Source organism: Rhizorhabdus sp. P4_G6, from assembly GCF_056401045.1.
Map to the genome: position 1 here is coordinate 1 of NZ_JBFUKC010000007.1, position 15298 is coordinate 15298.

Below are 15298 nucleotides of genomic sequence, written 5' to 3' on the forward strand. Positions count from 1 at the left end.
CCGTCACCGTCAGGCCATCTTCAAAATTCCTCCGGCAGACATTTCGTGGGTCAGCCGGCGATCCCCCCGTTGACCGATTGCATCAGGCGGTCGTTGCTCGTCGGGCCGAGAACACTGTTTCTCGCCACGCGGAACAAGAATCCGGCCAGTCCGAACGAAGCGGAGGCTGTCGGTGATCTTGCGGCCATCCGGCGGCTCGAGGCTTAGTCCATCGAGACGATGCCTCTGCGGCATTTTCCCTGGATTCAACTTTGAAAACCGACAGGAGCGGGACCACGATGCTCAATCAGGCAGACCTCTACCATATCGGCATCGTCGTCGATGACTTCGACGCCGCGATGGATCGCTACGGCCGACAGATGGGGGTGACATGGTCTCCGCTCATCAACGTCACGGTGCAGATCTGGACCCGCGATCATGGCGAGATGGAACTGCATTCCCATGCGATCTATTCCCAGCAGCAGCCGTGCATCGAACTGGTGAAAACGCTGCCCGGCACTTTCTGGACCCCGGCCGAGGGACGGCCGCTGCATCATCTGGGCTACTGGGTCGACGATCTCGCTGCCGCTTCAGCCGATCTGGAAGCGCGGGGCTGCCCGAAGATCGCCTGCGCGCAGCACGACGGCGCGATGATGGGGTTCGCCTATCATGAAATGAAGGACGGGCCTTATATCGAGCTCGTCGACCGCGCGGTCTTCCCGGACTGGCCGGCCTTTCTGGCTGGCCGGATGCAGCATGAGGTCGTCCACAAGGACTGACCTGCCGGTGGCGAAGCGGCGACGCTTCGTCCCGTCATCGAGGAAGGGCCGATGATCACGCTACACGGGATGTTCAGTCCCAACGTCTTCAAGATCGCCCTGATGCTCGAAGAGGCCGGCCTGCCATACCGGACGGAGCATGTCCCGGTGATGTGCGGCGGAAACCACAGGAACGACTTCCTGAAGCTGAACCCCTTGGCCAAGGTTCCGGTGATCATCGATCCGAACGGGCCTCTGGCTGGCCGCGCGTTGTTCGAGAGCGGCGCCATTCTCATCTACCTTGCCGAAAACTACGCCCCTGCCCTCCTGCCGCGGGAAGCGCATGACCCAAGCCGTTGGCAGGTGCTGACCTGGCTCGCGGTCCAGATGGCACTCGCCGGGCCCATGCTGGGGCAGATGAACCATTTCCAGGGACTGCCCGCCGAGAAGGACGGCTATGCCTACGGCCGGTATCGCGACCAGGCGCGGTTCGTCTATGAGCGGATCGACGGGCAGCTTGCGGACAACGCCTATCTGGCCGGCGCGAGCTATTCGATCGCAGACATCGCGATGTATCCCTGGACCGCCTACATGGAACGGCACGGCTTTGCGCCGGACGATTTCAGGCATCTGATGCGATGGCGGTCGGAGATCGACAAACGTCCGGCGACGGCACGCGCGCTCAAGGTCATGATGGCCTTCATGCGGCTCGATGGCGAATCCCTGCAACGCACCACGCCGCAGGACATGGACCGGTTCTACAACCGTTCGGCGCCCGGCCCGGCGATGGACAGCGACGCCTATTTCGCGCTGGGGCCCATGATATCGGCGCGTCCGGCGCCTGGGTGATCCCGCCTCGCGGGCGCGTCGACAAGGGCTTCGCCCCGTTGCCTCCCAATTCCGTCGCTGTGCCGGCCCGCCGGGCGTTACATCGACAGTGGCCTCGACCAGCATGCCGCCTTCGGATCGCGACGCGCACGCTTGGCCTCCGCCGGATAGGCGAGGCCCGTGGCGACTCGCCAAGCTGGACGGGCCGCCTAATGTGCTCTGGTGCTGGGAAATTCCGTTAACGATGCCACCCCTCGTCCCTGCCTGCAGTTGCCGGGATAGGTGCAGGCCCGGCAAACAGCTTGCGTCGTCTTGCCGGGCGAGATGGCGAGACCGCTCAGCGCGGGCGGGTCTCTACCCGCAGCCGGCGCAATTCGACGCTGCGGAACTTCCACGCATCCTCGATCCGTACATAGCGCTCGTGATAATGGCCGTAGCCGTGAAGATAGGCGATCGGGGATGCCGGCGCGTCGTCGAAGAACAGCTCGTCCTCCATCGCCCAGACGCCATGCGCCTCGTCCGGCCCGTCGAAGCCGATCTGCGGCATGTGGCCGAAGTGGATCGTCGCAACTCCCTCGAGCGAGGAGGAGACGCCGGCCCTGACCGCCGCACGGCCGGAAAAAACGAGGCCCGGCCCGTCATCCGGCGCGCTCAGCACGGCATCATCCGCAAAAAGCGTCTCGAACGTGTCCCAGTCCTTGGTGTCGACCGCGCGGAAATAACGCGCCTTGAGTTCGCAAATCGCCACATGGTCCACAAGTTGGTTCAAAGGATCGGTCATGATCGTCAAAGGCCTCTGCTGCCTAAGACTTGCCTATAAGGATTTGCGCAAAGCGCGCACATGCATTCGGACGACGCGCGCGATGCTCCCGCGTGGCAAGGCGACCGCGTTTGAGCCCACCAGGGCGGGCAGCGTCGAGGGTAGTTTGATGAGCAAGACCATGGTCGTGACCGGTTCGGCATCGGGGATCGGCAAGGCGACCGCGGAGCGGTTCCGTCGGCGGGGGCACCGGGTGATCGGGGTCGATCGTCGCGAGGGTGGAGCGGATGACATCGTCGCCGACCTGAGCACGCCGGACGGGCGCGCCGCGATGATCGAGGCGGTCGAGCGCGCATCTCCCCAGGGAATCGATGCCGTCGTGGCTTCCGCGGCGATTGCTAGCGTACCGCAGCCGCACGCCATGATCGCGATCAACTATTACGGCGCGATTGCCACGCTCGAGGGGTTGCGCCCCCTCCTCGCCCGTTCCCCGGCGCCGCGCGCCATCACCTTCTGCTCCACGGCGATGCTGCTGCCGAGCATGGACGAGGGGTTGATCACCGATCTGCTGGAAAAGGACGAGCAGACGGTGCTCGCAAGCCTGACGGCCGATGCAAATGTCTGTTACTGCTCGGGCAAACGCGCGCTCGGGCAGTGGCTGCGCCGCGCGGCCGTTTCGCCGGAATGGGCCGGTTCCGGCATTCTCCTCAATGCGATCGCGCCGGGCGTGATCAACACCCCGATGAACGACATCGTCTTCTCCAGCGAAGAGGGGCGGCGGATGCTCGCCACCTATCAGCCGAACGCCGTCGGCCGCTTCGGCGAGGCCGATGAAGTCGCCGAGGCGGTGGCCTTCCTGGCGGAGTTGGAGGGGAACTACCTCCTCGGGCAGATCCTCTTCACCGATGGCGGCACCGAGGCGCTGCTCAGGCCCATCGCCGTCTGAGCCACGGTTGTCGTGGGAGAGGATCCGGGCCGCCCTCAGGCCGCAAAGCCTCTCCCGCCCCTGTTAAATCCATGCGGTACACCCTAAGGTCCATCCTGACCTATGAGTGATGGATCTCCGACATTAGCCCGCATTCGGCCCGGGCGCGTGAGCGCGACCGAAGCCGCGCGACGTCGCGATCTGTTGCTCGACACTGCCATGGACGAATTCACCACGCATGGCTTCGCCGCGGCAAATCTCGATCGCATCGCCCGCAATTGCCGCATCAGCAAGATGACCATCTACCGCCAGATCGGCGGCAAGGAGAATTTGTTCCTCGAGGCTACTCAGCGCGGCGCGCGGGAGTTGCTGAACAGCTTCCAGGCCATTGTCGACAAGGGCGAGTCCCCGAGGAAAACCATCCTCGCCATCATCCGCCAGTGCCAGCAGGCCAGCGGCGAAACCGATTTCGGATCGCTCCAGATGGCAATTGCGGAATGCCGCTCCTTTCCCGAAATCGCCAACACCATGCTGGAGGACACGCTCAATATCTACCGGCCGGTGGCCGACTATTTCTACGGGATTTGCGCGGGCAGCATTTCCCGCGAACAGGCGCACCGCGAAGCTCTGATCCTCATGAGCATGTCCGTCGGCGGCTTCCTGAAGCTGCTGGGTTCGACCGAGCCGGACAGCGCCGAATGGGCGGAAGACGTCTACCGGATCTTCATGCAGGGCGCCGGCATAACCGAGGCGATGATCGGCGCGGGAGACGACTGAAGGCCTTTTTCGAACTCAGCTTTCCGGAACGGTGGGCGCGTTGACGCGCACGGCGATATGGCGGTGACGAATGCGCCAGCCCTTGTCCGTACGGCAGGCGATATCGGTGTAGGCGACATTGCTGATGGCGCCGCCCACGGTGCTGACCAGCGCGCGCGACAGCATGTCGACCGTCCCATCCTCCGGCAGATCGGCCACAATATTGGAGGCGAGGTGGATCACCTCGGTGCTCAGGGTCTTGCGCCAGAACTCCTTGATCGCCGGCAGGCCGATACAGATACCTCCGCCGACGTCGCTGAAATCGACCGTTGCGTCCTCGGTGAACACTTCGTTCGCGCGGGAAAAGCGACGATCGTCGATCGCATGGGTGTAGCGCCACACCACTTGCTGCAGTTCCGCAAAATCAGCCGCGTCGATCATGATGCCACCTCGCCCTGTTCTCCAGCGGCATGGCGCATCGCCCGCCATGCATAGACCATCGCCGGTCCAAGCGTTCCGCCGGGTCCGGGATAACATCTTCCCATCACGCTGGCGGCGGAATTGCCCGCGGCGTAAAGTCCGGCGATCGGATTGCCGTCGCGATCCATCACGCGGCCATCGCCATCCGTCAGCAAGCCGCCCTTGGTTCCCAGGTCCCCGGGCCAGATGCGTATGGCATAGAAGGGCGGTCTCTCAAGCGTGCCGAGATTGGGATTGGGGCCATGGAAGGGATCGCCCCAGCCATTGTCGAACCGATTGCCGCCGCGCTGGTAGTCCTCGTCCACGCCCTTGCGGGCAAAACCGTTGAAGCGGTCGATCGTGGCGGAAAGCGCGGCGGCATCCAGCCGGGTCTTTCCGGCCAGTTCGCGCAGGCTGGCAGCCTTGATCATGAACCCGCCGTCCAGCCAATCCCGCGGCATCTGGCGCGCCCCGAGATAGGTAAAGGCGTAATTGTCCCGGTGCCGGCTATCCATGATCAGCCAACTGGCCTCGGTGCCGGCATGGTCCAGCATCGCGCGGCCGCAATCGCAATAGGGTTGCGCCTCGTTCAGGTAGCGCTGCGCATGCTGATCGACGATCAGGCTGTGCGGCAGCGACCGTTCCGTGAGCGTCAGGGAATTGGTGCCATCCGGCAGCCGAACCACCGGCATCCACCAGCCTTCCTCCATGAGCGCCGTGTCCGCGCCCAATGCCATCGCCGCCTCGATCGGTTGGCCGGTATCGCCAGGGGCGGTGGTGGTGAATTCTCCGCCCATCGGCTGATAACGGCGACGGAAGGCATCATTGCGAGAATAGCCTCCTGCCGCCACCAGCACGGCCTTGCGCGCCTGCACGCGGACATGCCGCCCGTTGTGACGAAAGAGCACGCTATCCACCCGCCCGTCATGGCGTTCGAACGCCTCGACATCGGCCTCCAGCAGCAGGTCGGCACCGCTCTTTCGGGCCAGCCGCATCAGTTCGCCCATGGTGGCACGCCCGGCCAGCAGGGCCGTCCGGCCAGAGAGCTTCCAGCGCAGCGTGCGCGCGAAGATCCGGGCCAGCGTCCACAAATGGCCGAGCTTGCGAAAGGGTGCGAGCAGGGCCAGAAATTCGTGCCGTTCGAACACCAGCGGAATGGGATGATCCTGCTGCCGCAGGGTCTTGAGGTCCCCGCCCAGCCCGCTCCCGTCGATGATCGGACAAGCGAGGCCCCGGCCCACCTTGGCGCCCGGTAATTGCGGATAATAATCGGGGTAATAGGTGAATTCCCAGCGCATCCCCAGATCGCCGAAATGGGCAACCATCTCGGGGCCGGCATCAATGAAGGCCGCCATGCGCTCGGGTGCTGTGGGCGGACCGCAATCGCCTACCGCATGTGTCAGATAATCCCACGATTCCTCGCGGCTGTCCGCCATGCCGTTTTCGGCCATCAACGGGTGATTGGGCACCCACATGCCACCGCCGGAACAGGCCGTCGTGCCGCCCCATTTGTCGGTCTTTTCCAGGATCAGGACTGACAGGCCAGCATCCGCGGCGGTGATTGCGCCAGCCAGAGCGGCTGCGCCGCTACCCACCACCACCACATCCACCGCGGACGGGATGCTTCCGGTCATGTATCTCTCCCGCGATCTTTCGCTGCGGGCCTTGTCTGGCACAGCCCCCTGGCGGTGCCCACTCCCATCTACCCGTCAGCCCTGAGTGACGATCAGGGATTCGTAACTCCTGACGAAGCTGTCCTTCAGTTCCGGCTCTTCGGCCAGGTGCAGTTCGGGCAAGCGCGTGACCATCGCCTTGAACATGATGCAGGCTTCCTGCCGGGCCAGCTGGTTGCCCAGACAGAAATGCGGCCCCGCGGCGAAGGCAATGTGGAAATTGTTCTTGCGGGTGATGTCGAACCGGTCCGCTTGCGCGAAGCGGGTGGGATCGCGGTTGGCGGAATTGAGCGCGGCGACCACCGGGGCCCCGGCCGGAATCACATCATCGGCCATGGGCACATCGACAAGTGCCTCGCGCGGCAAGGACCAGTGCGAAGGGCTTTCGTAGCGCAGCATCTCTTCCACCGCCGCGCGCACCAGTTCCGGGTCTTCGCGCAGCAGGCGATACTGGTCCGGGTGCTTGAGCAGGAGGTAGGTGCCGTTCACCACCAGGCTCGCGGTCGTTTCATGGCCTGCCATGATTAGCAGCTGCAGCGTGCCGAGCACTTCCAGCTCGCTCAGCTTGTCGCCCTCGTTCTCCGCGCGGATCAGGACCGAAACCAGATCGTCGGACAGGTTCTTCGAGCGCTGCCGCACCAGATCGCGGAAGTAGTAATAGAAATTGCGCTGCGCATCGCGGATCTTGGCGATCTGTTCCGCGCTCGGCGCATAGGTGCGAGGCGCCCGGACGATCGTATCCGTCCACGCTCCCCACAGGGCGTGGTCTTCGTGCGGCACGCCCATCAATTCGCACATGACCTTTTCCGGCAGCGGAAAGGCCAGGTCTTTCAGGACGTCGAATCGCGGCTTGTCCCGTACCCTGTCGATCAGCTCATGTGTGATCGCCTTTACCCGCGGGATCCACGCAACCACGCTGCTCGGCTTGAAGGCGCCTTCGAGGATATTGCGCATCCGCCTGTGATCGGGCTCGTCCATGTGGATCAGCATGGAGGTAAACGCCCGGCGCGCGTTCTCCAGATCCTGGTCATTCCCGATATCGCCGGTATTGGCGTTGATTTCGGCTTCCGCCTGGCGCGCACGGCTGAAGCGTTCATCGCGATAGACCGCGACGACATCGTCATAACGGGTGACGAAGCGCATATCCCCCGCCGGGGCGACGGGTTCATTGTCCCTCAGCCAGCCCAGCAGCGGATAGGGATCCGAAAAATCCTGATGCCTGGCAAGCAACTCCCCGGCCGTCCCGAACGGATGGCCTGCTTCGGCAGAAAGATTACCCATCACATCCCTCGCGATTCTGAGTTGCGCATCCAATGATACTGGTTAGTATCGAAATCAAGGAAAAATGTGAGTCAGAGGAGCCGGTCATGGCGCAACAAGTGGGGGGCACCGCCGTCCCAGCCCATATCCCCGCGGACATGGTCGTCGATCTCGACCTCTACAATCTGCCGCTGACCAACACCAAAGACCCTCAGGCCGCCTTCATGGCCTTTCGCGATTCTGGCGATATCTTCTGGACGCCGCGCCATGGCGGGCACTGGGTCGTGACTAGGCCGGAAGACATTCGCACAATCCAGAACGACACCGAAAACTTCGACCGTTCGCAGCAAAGCATCCCGAATTTCGACATGGGCGGCCGCAGCCTGCCGATGATGTCCGACCCGCCCGAACATGAGTTCCTGCGGCGTCCGCTCACCCGCGCCTTCCTGCCGCAGGTGATGGCGCAGATGGAAGACAAGGTGCGCGGGATCACGGTGCAACTGATCGAGACCTTCGCGGAGCGGGGCGAGTGCGATTTCGTGGAAGAATTCGGCAAGGTCTTCCCGATTCTCGTGTTCTTGGACCTGGTCGACCTTCCCCGCGCCGATCGGGTCACGTTGCTGCCGATGGCCGAAGCGCTGACCCGCGGCGCTTCCGCAGAAGAACGGGTGATCGCCTGGAACGAGATTCTCGATTATCTGACACCCATCGTCACCGCGCGGCGCGAAAAGCCCGGCAATGACCTGATCAGCCTGATGGTCAATACGGACATCGGTGGCGAAAGGATTTGCTTCAGGGATGCGCTCACCATGTCCGGCACGGTGACGCTGGCGGGGCTCGACACGGTGGCCGCCATGCTCGGCTTCGTCATCCGCCATCTGGCGATGAACCCGAAGGACCGGGAACAGATCGTCGAGTCTCTGGATGACGATGAGTTCATGAAGCTTGTGGTGGAGGAGCTACTCCGCCGCTATCCCATCGCCAACAGCGGCCGCGTCGCCAGCCACGACATGGACTGGCGCGGCGCGCCTATCCGCAAGGGTGACATGGTGCTGGTCGCCAACGTCTTTGTCGGCCTCGATGAAGCGCGATTTCCGCATGCGCTGGTCGTCGATTTCTCACGCAGCAACGTCCGGCATCACAACAGTTTCGATTCCGGCCCGCACACCTGCGTCGGCGCGTCTCTGGCGCGGCGGGAACTGCGGATTTTTCTGGAAGAATGGCTAAGGCGCATCCCGAAGTTTTCCATCAAGCCCGGAACCACCCCGATGATGGCGACCGGCATGGTCTCCAGCGTATTGGCCCTGCAACTGGAATGGCCCGTCAAGGGCTGACCGCCAAGACTCTCCGCGCGCGGCAACCCGGCTTGCGCCAAACTGGAATGCGGCGCGAACAAGCATCGGCACACACATCAAGCGAGGCAAGAAGCACATGGGTGAGAAAACGGATGCCATCATCGTCGGAGCCGGTTTCGCCGGCCTCTACATGCTGCACAAGCTGCGAGAAAACGGTCTCAGGGCCCGGCTGATCGAGACCGGTTCCGATGTCGGCGGGGCCTGGTACTGGAATCGTTATCCGGGCCTGCGCTGCGACGTCGAAAGTCTGGACTACCAGTACCAGTTTTCGGAGGAGCTGGAAGCCGGCTGGAACTGGCCGGAGCGCTATTCCGAAGGGCCGGTGATCCAGAAATATCTGGCCTATGTGGCAGATCGGCTAGATCTGCGCCGCGACATCACTTTGAATACGCGCGTCGAATCCGCCAGCTTCGACGAAGCCGCCAATGCCTGGCGGGTAGGTTGCGACAATGGCGAAACGCTGTCCGCTACCTGGCTGCTGCTGGCAGTCGGCCCGCTCACTGCGGTCAACACCCCGCAATTCGAAGGCCTGGACAGCTTCAAGGGCCGCATCCTGCATACGGCCCGCTGGCCGCACGAAAAGGTGGATTTTTCGGGCCGCAAAGTGGCCGTGATCGGTACGGGTTCCTCCGGCATCCAATGCACGCCGGTGATCGCCCAGGAAGCCGCCCAACTCACCGTTTTCCAGCGGACACCGGCCTACAGCATGCCCGTCACCAACCAGGTGATGAGCGCGGACGATCAGGCCGCCGCCCATGCCCGTTTCCCGGCGGACCGCGATGTCCGTTATGCCTCCGCCGGCGGCATGGTGTTGTCGCCCAACCCCAAGAAGGTGTTCGAGGTCTCTGCCGAGGAACGCGAGGCGGAATTCGAGCGCCGCTGGATCATGGGCGGTTTCGGCTTCCTCATGTCCTTCAGCGACATTCTCATCGATGAGGCCGCCAACGCCGAGGCCGCCAATTTCGTGAAGCGCAAGATCCGCGAAAAGGTGAAAGACCCGAAGACCGCGGCGGCCTTGACGTCACAGGACTATCCCCTCGGCGCGAAGCGCCCGTGTCTCGACGTCAATTACTATGAAAGCTTCAACCTGCCGCATGTGAAGCTGGTCGACGCCCGGAAGAACCCGATCGAGCGCTTTTCCGAAGAGGGGATCGTGGCCGGCGGAGAGACCTATCCCTTCGACGATATCGTGCTCGCCACCGGTTTCGACGCCGTGACGGGGGCCGTGCTCAAGATCCGCATCACCGGGCGCGACGGCGTGACGATGCAGGACGCCTGGCAGAACGGGCCGCGTACCTATCTCGGTCTCAGCGTAGCCGGTTTCCCCAACATGTTCACCCTCGATGGCGCGCAGAGCCCGTCCATCATCGTGAATACTCCCCTGGCGATCGAGCAGCAGGTTCGCTGGGTGGCGTCCTGCATCGAACATGCGCGCCAGAACGGATACGCCACGATCGACGCGTCGCCCGAAGCGCAGTCCGAATGGGTCGATCATGTGAATATGGTGGCGAGCTACACGCTCTACCCCAAGGCCGATTCCTGGGCGATAGGGGCCAATATCCCCGGCAAGCCAAGGGTTTTCATGTTCTACCTCGCCGGTCTGGGTGGCTATGGGAAAGCCTGTGACGAGGTGACCGCAGCCGGTTATCGTGGCTTCCATATGCAAAAGGCGACCGGAATGGTCGACGCCTGACAGAGGCATGGTCGCGGTGGTCGGCGGGATCGTAGTCCATTTCGTCGGCCTGGATTGGGGGCGGACCGCTCGCAATATCCACGCCGACACAGGAATCGACGCCCGCGCCCCGGATGACGACGACCCGCACCTAAGATCGCTGACGTACCTTGGCGAAATCGGCAGGCGCGAAACCTAATCCTGGGGGACGTATTCCGGAGCGTCTGTGCGCCTATGCGGAGAGCATTGCACAAGCGCGATCTACACGCTGAGGGCCGAAGTGACTGTCGACTACGATCCCTATTCCGACGAGGCGATGACCGACCCCATGCCGCTCTATGCGGCGATGCGGGCCGAAGGTGGGCCACACTACATCCCGAAGTACGACGCCTGGGCCATTGCGCGGTTCGACGATGTGATGGAGGCCAGCCTGCGCGAGGATGTGCTCGACTTCTCGCAGGGCGGCTCGCCGGGGCAGGTACTGCTGAACGAGCCGTCGCCGGCCAGCTTTGCAACCGCCAATGCGCCCGTTCACCGCAAGTGGCGGCAGCTGGTCGCCCCGCAATATGGACCGGCGGCCATCCGCGCCGAGCAGGATCGCGCGCGCGCGCTGGCGCGGTCGGTCCTCGATCCGCTGTTGAAGCAGGGCCGAATGGACGCGCACAACGATTATGCGCGTCCAGTCATGTGCCGGAATTCCATGCACAATCTCGGTCTGCCGATGTCCGACGCCGAGACCATCAGCCGATGGCTCCAGCAGATGATGTTCCGCGAGAAAGGGCAGTCGGGTGCCACCGCGGCGCTGAACCAGGAGGCGGCGGGCCATCTTTTCGGCTATCTGGCGGACTGGGTCGCCCAGTTGCGCGCCGATCCGTCGAAAGCGACCGGGCAGAGCAGGAGGTTGCTGGAGGGCACCATCGACGGGCAGCCCACCACTGACGAGCAACTGATGGGCGATCTGTTCGTGCTGCTGATAACCGGGGCGGAAACGACGCCCATGGCCACCGCCGGCACGCTCTACTACCTGGCGCGGCATCCCGACCAGCGCGAGGCCGTGATCCGCGACCCCGCCCTCGCGCGCGCCGCTTTCCTCGAAACCTGCCGGCTGGACCAGCCTACCAACATGCTGGCCCGGGTCGCCGCCAAGGATTTCGAATTGTCCGGCCGCCATATCAAGGCGGGACAGAAAATCCTGATGATCTACGCCTCGGCCAACCGCGACGAAAAGCATTTCGAGCGCGCGGATAGCTACGACATGCATCGCAAGCAGCGGCGCGACATGTCATTCGGAATTGGCGGACATTATTGCCTCGGCGCGCATCTCGGGCCGGCGTTCGGAACGATCATGGTGCAGGAGGTGCTGCGCGCCGCGCCGCGCTATCGCATCGACGAAGCGGGCTGCAAGCGATCCTATGCGGAGTTCCTGGCGGGGTTCGTCGAGGTGCCGGTGATCTTCGAACCGTAAACCGTCAGCAAGGGCCGTCCATCGGAGGGCCGAGCCCAAGCTTAATCTACCGGCTCCAGCAGTTCCAGTCGTCGAGATTGGAGGCGGTATGCGTGATGTAGCGCAACCCCGCCTGGCTCGCGAGCCCAGCGGTGCTGTTTGCGTGCGCCGGCGGCTTTTCCGTCACAAGATGCGGAACACGGATTCACCGCAATTGTTCAGGCCGGCGACCGTTGACCGCGCTCGATCCGCCCAGCAGCTTGCCGCGCATCCACAAATCCGGCGAGGCGGCCGGATCGCCGCGGTCGTGCGCGGAAACGGCGGAGGACGCGCGCGCCGGGTTGGCGAGGACACGGGCGAAGCCCAGCGGCATGCGGATCATCATGCCATCGGCCGGCGGCCCTTCCTCGATCAGCAGCACATTTGTCGCAGGATCGGCAGTCAGCCGCTCGGCCAGCACGCACCCGGCGGAACCGGCGCCGACGATGATGTAGTCCCAGCGGCCGGCAGCGCCAGCGGCGGTGTCAGCCGGCAAAGCTCTGCACCTCGCCGGCGTCGGTCACCGAGATCGGGGTCAGCACGCGGTGGCGGAAGCGCCAGCCCTCGACGGTGCGCACATATTGATCGGCATATCGGCAGTTCACCGTCACCGCCGGTCGACCGCGCCACTGCACGTTCTCGATCACCATCACATTGCCGCGCGCTCCATCGGCGGTCGCCTCCAGCCCGGAAAGCTGGGAGAGCTGGTGGATGAAGCCGATGGCGGGCAGGAAGCCCTCGAACATCGCGCGGATCGCCGCGCGACCGACGGTGTCGGGGTCGGGCTGGCCGAGCATTGGCGCGAAGCCGGTGAGGATGCCGTCCTCCGCGAATGTCGCGGCGACGTCCGCGGCATCGCCGGCGCTGGCCGCGTGGCTATAGCGCGCCACCAGCATCTGGATGGCGATGGCGTCGTCGGCAGTGAGGGTCATAAAGGGCCTCCGTGGGTTGCGGCTCTGCCGCCGGTTGCTATCGGCGTGCGTCAGGCGAAATGCGGAGCGATGTCTTCCATGAACCATTGCGCGTAGTCGGCATAAGCCTCGGCATCCTCGACCGGCGGAATGGGATGCGCGGCGATGGTGACGCCGTTGCGCTGCAGCCAGCCCATCTTGTCGATCATCTCCTGCGCGGAGAAGATCTCCTTGCCGACCGGCGCCGCGCCCTCGACATGGCCCTCGCCGATGAACGTGACGGCCAGCATGTACATGACGTCGAAGTCGCCTCCCCGGAACTCCGGCAGCGAGCGGATAAAATCCAGCCGCGCGGGCAGTTCGTCGGGCTGGGTCAGGAACGGCACCCAGCCGGTGGCGAAGCGCGCCAGCCGCCGCAGTGCCGGATCCGAATCGCCTCCCAGCCAGATCGGGATGTGCGGCGCCTGCGCGCCCTGCGGGTCGCACACGACATCGCGGAACGACACGAATTCGCCCTCGAAGCTGGCGACCGGCTTGGTCCACAGCTCGATGATCGCGGCGAGGTATTCGTCCATGATCCGCCCGCGCTTGTGGAACGGCACCCCGAGCGCGTCGAACTCCTCCTTCAGCCAGCCGGCAGCAAAGGTCACGTTGGTGCGCCCGCCGCTCAGCCAGTCGATCGTCGACAGCGCTTTGGCGATGGTGATCGGGTGGTGCAGCGGCAGGATGGTGATCGAGGTGCCGATGCGCATCCGCTCGGTCGCGCCGAGGTAATAGCCCTGGGCGGCGGCGGCGTGGAAATAGTGCGAGCCGGACAGTTCCACATGGCTGCTGGGGACGACGAGGTGCTCGGGTACCAGCACCATGTCGTAGCCCAGCGCCTCGACCCGCTTGAGCATCCGGGTCTGGATGGCGCCGGTGACGTCGGCCTCCCACTCRTGGGCGACGTTCTTCAGGCGGGTCATGTTGGGCAGGGTGAAGGCGAATTTCATCGGGCGGCTCCGGCAAAGGGCGAGGGGTCAGTCGCAGCGGATGTGGAGGTGTTTGGGCACCCGCAGCCAGATGCCGCGGATCGCCGGCGGCGGCATCGCGGGGTCGAGCCGCGCGTTCGGCATGCGCGCGATCACTGCCTTCAGCGCCCGACCCATCTCCAGCCGGCCGAGGTGCTGGCCGATGCACAGGTGCGGGCCTTGCGCGAAGGCGAGGTGGCGGTCGGAATTGGCACGGAAGATGTCGTAGCGGTCGGGATCGGGGAAATGCGCCGGATCGCGGTTGGCCGAGCCGATCGACACGTCGATCACCGCTCCGCCCGGAATCTCCACCCCCGCCAGCACGGTGTCGCGGGCGGTCCAGCGGAAGGTGAGCGAGACGGGCGGGTTCCAGCGCAGCCCCTCCTCGATCGCCCGCGGGATCAGCTTGGCGTCCTCGCGGACCGCGGCGAACTGCTCCGGGTTGGTCAACAGTCCGGTCAGCAGCACGCTGGTGCCGCGGTAGGTGGTGTCGCCGCCGGCGTTGAGCAGCTGGCGGAAGAACGAGATGATCACCTCGTCGGGCAGGCGATCGCCATCGATCTCCACCTGCGACATAACGCTGACGATGTCCTCGCCAGGCTTGCGCCGCCGCTCCGCGACGAGATCGGCGATATAGGCGCCGAGCTTGTTGCTGGCGTCCACCGCGTTCTCGACGCTGGCGACGAAGCTGGTCTGCGCGACCGCCAGCTTGTGGAACAGCGCCATGTCGCTTTCCGGCAGCTGCATCATCGAGAAGATCACCTGGAACGGGAAATGCAGCGTGAATTCCTGGATGAGATCGCCATGGCCGCGCGCGACGATCGGATCGAGCAGCCGCGAGACCACCGGATCGACCAGCTTTTCGCCCCACAGCGCCACATATTGCGGCAGGAACGCCTTCTGGAAGATGCGGCGGAAGCGGGCATGCTGGGCGCCGTCCATCGTGCTCACGCTCGCCCCGAAGCTGATCCCCAGGTTCTTGGCCAGCGCCTGTTGGGTGAACACCTCGGGCGTACGCAGCACTTCGACGACGGCGTCATAGCCCGTGACAGTATAGTGTGGAAACGGCGCCAGGGTGGGGTCGGTGCCGCAGGCGAACAGGGTGGGATAGTTGACCTCGTGGACCGAGCCCTTCCCCATCAGATCGTGGATCAGCGGATAGGGATCATCGAAATCGCCGATCACCATTTCGTCGGCGAAGAACGGGTCGAAGCTGCGATCGTCGAGGTCCTGCAGGGGTGGAATCGCGGTCATGTCTTGCCCTTCGTCAATCCGGAGCATCGTGCGTGATCACAGCGTGTCGCCGTCGACGGTGCGGCCGGTGGTCGGATCGGCAAGGCCGGCCCAGCAGTCGACCACCTGCTCCTCGCCAAGCCATGCGGCCACCCGGACCCCGATCTCGCGCCCTTCTGCGACCAGCCGGTCAAGCACCGGCCGCACCACCGCGTTGAGCCGAGGTTCGGCCATCG

The 15298-nt window shown here is 64.4% G+C and carries 17 protein-coding genes; 8 read left to right on the forward strand and 9 right to left on the reverse strand.

Annotated elements, in window-relative coordinates:
- The first annotated feature begins 278 nt into the window (after positions 1 to 278).
- Positions 279 to 758: a VOC family protein gene (locus AC1DPF_RS09245; RefSeq protein WP_477869804.1), complete on the forward strand. Its 480-nt coding sequence runs from the start codon at positions 279 to 281 to the stop codon at positions 756 to 758.
- A gap of 51 nt (positions 759 to 809) precedes the next feature.
- Positions 810 to 1586, forward strand: coding sequence for a glutathione S-transferase family protein (locus tag AC1DPF_RS09250; protein ID WP_477960876.1), 777 nt, complete (start codon positions 810 to 812; stop codon positions 1584 to 1586).
- Positions 1587 to 1902: 316 nt separating this feature from the next.
- On the opposite strand, the gene AC1DPF_RS09255 is transcribed toward AC1DPF_RS09250, so the two are convergent.
- Complete coding sequence (locus AC1DPF_RS09255; protein WP_477869801.1) at positions 1903 to 2346, reverse strand: nuclear transport factor 2 family protein; 444 nt, start codon at positions 2344 to 2346, stop codon at positions 1903 to 1905.
- A gap of 160 nt (positions 2347 to 2506) precedes the next feature.
- Here AC1DPF_RS09255 and AC1DPF_RS09260 point away from each other — a divergent pair, with 160 nt between their 5' ends.
- Both AC1DPF_RS09260 and AC1DPF_RS09265 read left to right on the forward strand, forming a co-directional pair.
- Positions 2507 to 3271, forward strand: coding sequence for an SDR family oxidoreductase (locus AC1DPF_RS09260; protein WP_477869799.1), 765 nt, complete (start codon positions 2507 to 2509; stop codon positions 3269 to 3271).
- 102 nt (positions 3272 to 3373) lie between these two features.
- Positions 3374 to 4027: a TetR/AcrR family transcriptional regulator gene (locus AC1DPF_RS09265; protein WP_477869797.1), complete on the forward strand. Its 654-nt coding sequence runs from the start codon at positions 3374 to 3376 to the stop codon at positions 4025 to 4027.
- A gap of 15 nt (positions 4028 to 4042) precedes the next feature.
- Here AC1DPF_RS09265 and AC1DPF_RS09270 read toward each other — a convergent pair whose 3' ends face one another.
- From AC1DPF_RS09270 to AC1DPF_RS09280, 3 genes are all read right to left on the reverse strand, one after another.
- Positions 4043 to 4447, reverse strand: coding sequence for a nuclear transport factor 2 family protein (locus AC1DPF_RS09270; protein ID WP_477960878.1), 405 nt, complete (start codon positions 4445 to 4447; stop codon positions 4043 to 4045).
- On the reverse strand, positions 4444 to 6099 hold the full coding sequence (locus tag AC1DPF_RS09275; RefSeq protein WP_477960880.1) for an FAD-binding protein: 1656 nt from the start codon (positions 6097 to 6099) through the stop codon (positions 4444 to 4446). Before AC1DPF_RS09275 ends, AC1DPF_RS09270 begins: the two co-directional genes overlap by 4 nt.
- A gap of 75 nt (positions 6100 to 6174) precedes the next feature.
- Positions 6175 to 7419 (reverse strand): cytochrome P450, encoded by a 1245-nt coding sequence (locus tag AC1DPF_RS09280; RefSeq protein ID WP_477960882.1) that lies wholly within the window; start codon positions 7417 to 7419, stop codon positions 6175 to 6177.
- Positions 7420 to 7556: 137 nt separating this feature from the next.
- Between AC1DPF_RS09280 and AC1DPF_RS09285 the strand changes: the two genes are divergently transcribed.
- The 4 genes from AC1DPF_RS09285 to AC1DPF_RS09300 all read left to right on the forward strand — a co-directional run bounded on the left by AC1DPF_RS09285 (position 7557) and on the right by AC1DPF_RS09300 (position 11890).
- Positions 7557 to 8732: a cytochrome P450 gene (locus tag AC1DPF_RS09285; protein WP_477960884.1), complete on the forward strand. Its 1176-nt coding sequence runs from the start codon at positions 7557 to 7559 to the stop codon at positions 8730 to 8732.
- A 97-nt stretch (positions 8733 to 8829) separates the two neighbouring features.
- On the forward strand, positions 8830 to 10446 hold the full coding sequence (locus tag AC1DPF_RS09290) for a flavin-containing monooxygenase (RefSeq protein ID WP_477960886.1): 1617 nt from the start codon (positions 8830 to 8832) through the stop codon (positions 10444 to 10446).
- Between the two features lie 7 nt (positions 10447 to 10453).
- On the forward strand, positions 10454 to 10624 hold the full coding sequence (locus AC1DPF_RS09295; RefSeq protein ID WP_477960888.1) for a hypothetical protein: 171 nt from the start codon (positions 10454 to 10456) through the stop codon (positions 10622 to 10624).
- A gap of 81 nt (positions 10625 to 10705) precedes the next feature.
- On the forward strand, positions 10706 to 11890 hold the full coding sequence (locus tag AC1DPF_RS09300) for a cytochrome P450 (protein WP_477869784.1): 1185 nt from the start codon (positions 10706 to 10708) through the stop codon (positions 11888 to 11890).
- 184 nt (positions 11891 to 12074) lie between these two features.
- Here AC1DPF_RS09300 and AC1DPF_RS09305 read toward each other — a convergent pair whose 3' ends face one another.
- From AC1DPF_RS09305 to AC1DPF_RS09325, 5 genes are read right to left on the reverse strand one after another with little or no spacing between them, the layout of a single operon-like run.
- Positions 12075 to 12404, reverse strand: a complete 330-nt coding sequence (locus AC1DPF_RS09305) for a lycopene cyclase family protein (protein ID WP_477960890.1) — start codon at positions 12402 to 12404, stop codon at positions 12075 to 12077.
- Positions 12394 to 12840 carry a nuclear transport factor 2 family protein gene (locus AC1DPF_RS09310; RefSeq protein WP_477960892.1) on the reverse strand — a complete coding sequence of 149 codons (447 nt, stop codon included), beginning with the start codon at positions 12838 to 12840 and terminating at the stop codon, positions 12394 to 12396. The genes AC1DPF_RS09305 and AC1DPF_RS09310 overlap by 11 nt, the downstream gene beginning before the upstream one ends.
- Positions 12841 to 12890: 50 nt before the next feature.
- Positions 12891 to 13811, reverse strand: coding sequence for a TIGR03619 family F420-dependent LLM class oxidoreductase (locus AC1DPF_RS09315; protein WP_477960894.1), 921 nt, complete (start codon positions 13809 to 13811; stop codon positions 12891 to 12893).
- 27 nt (positions 13812 to 13838) lie between these two features.
- Positions 13839 to 15083: a cytochrome P450 gene (locus AC1DPF_RS09320; RefSeq protein WP_477960896.1), complete on the reverse strand. Its 1245-nt coding sequence runs from the start codon at positions 15081 to 15083 to the stop codon at positions 13839 to 13841.
- A 36-nt stretch (positions 15084 to 15119) separates the two neighbouring features.
- A complete protein-coding gene (locus AC1DPF_RS09325; RefSeq protein ID WP_477869776.1) occupies positions 15120 to 15296 on the reverse strand; it encodes a hypothetical protein in 177 nt (58 codons plus the stop codon).
- Positions 15297 to 15298: the final 2 nt, after the last annotated feature.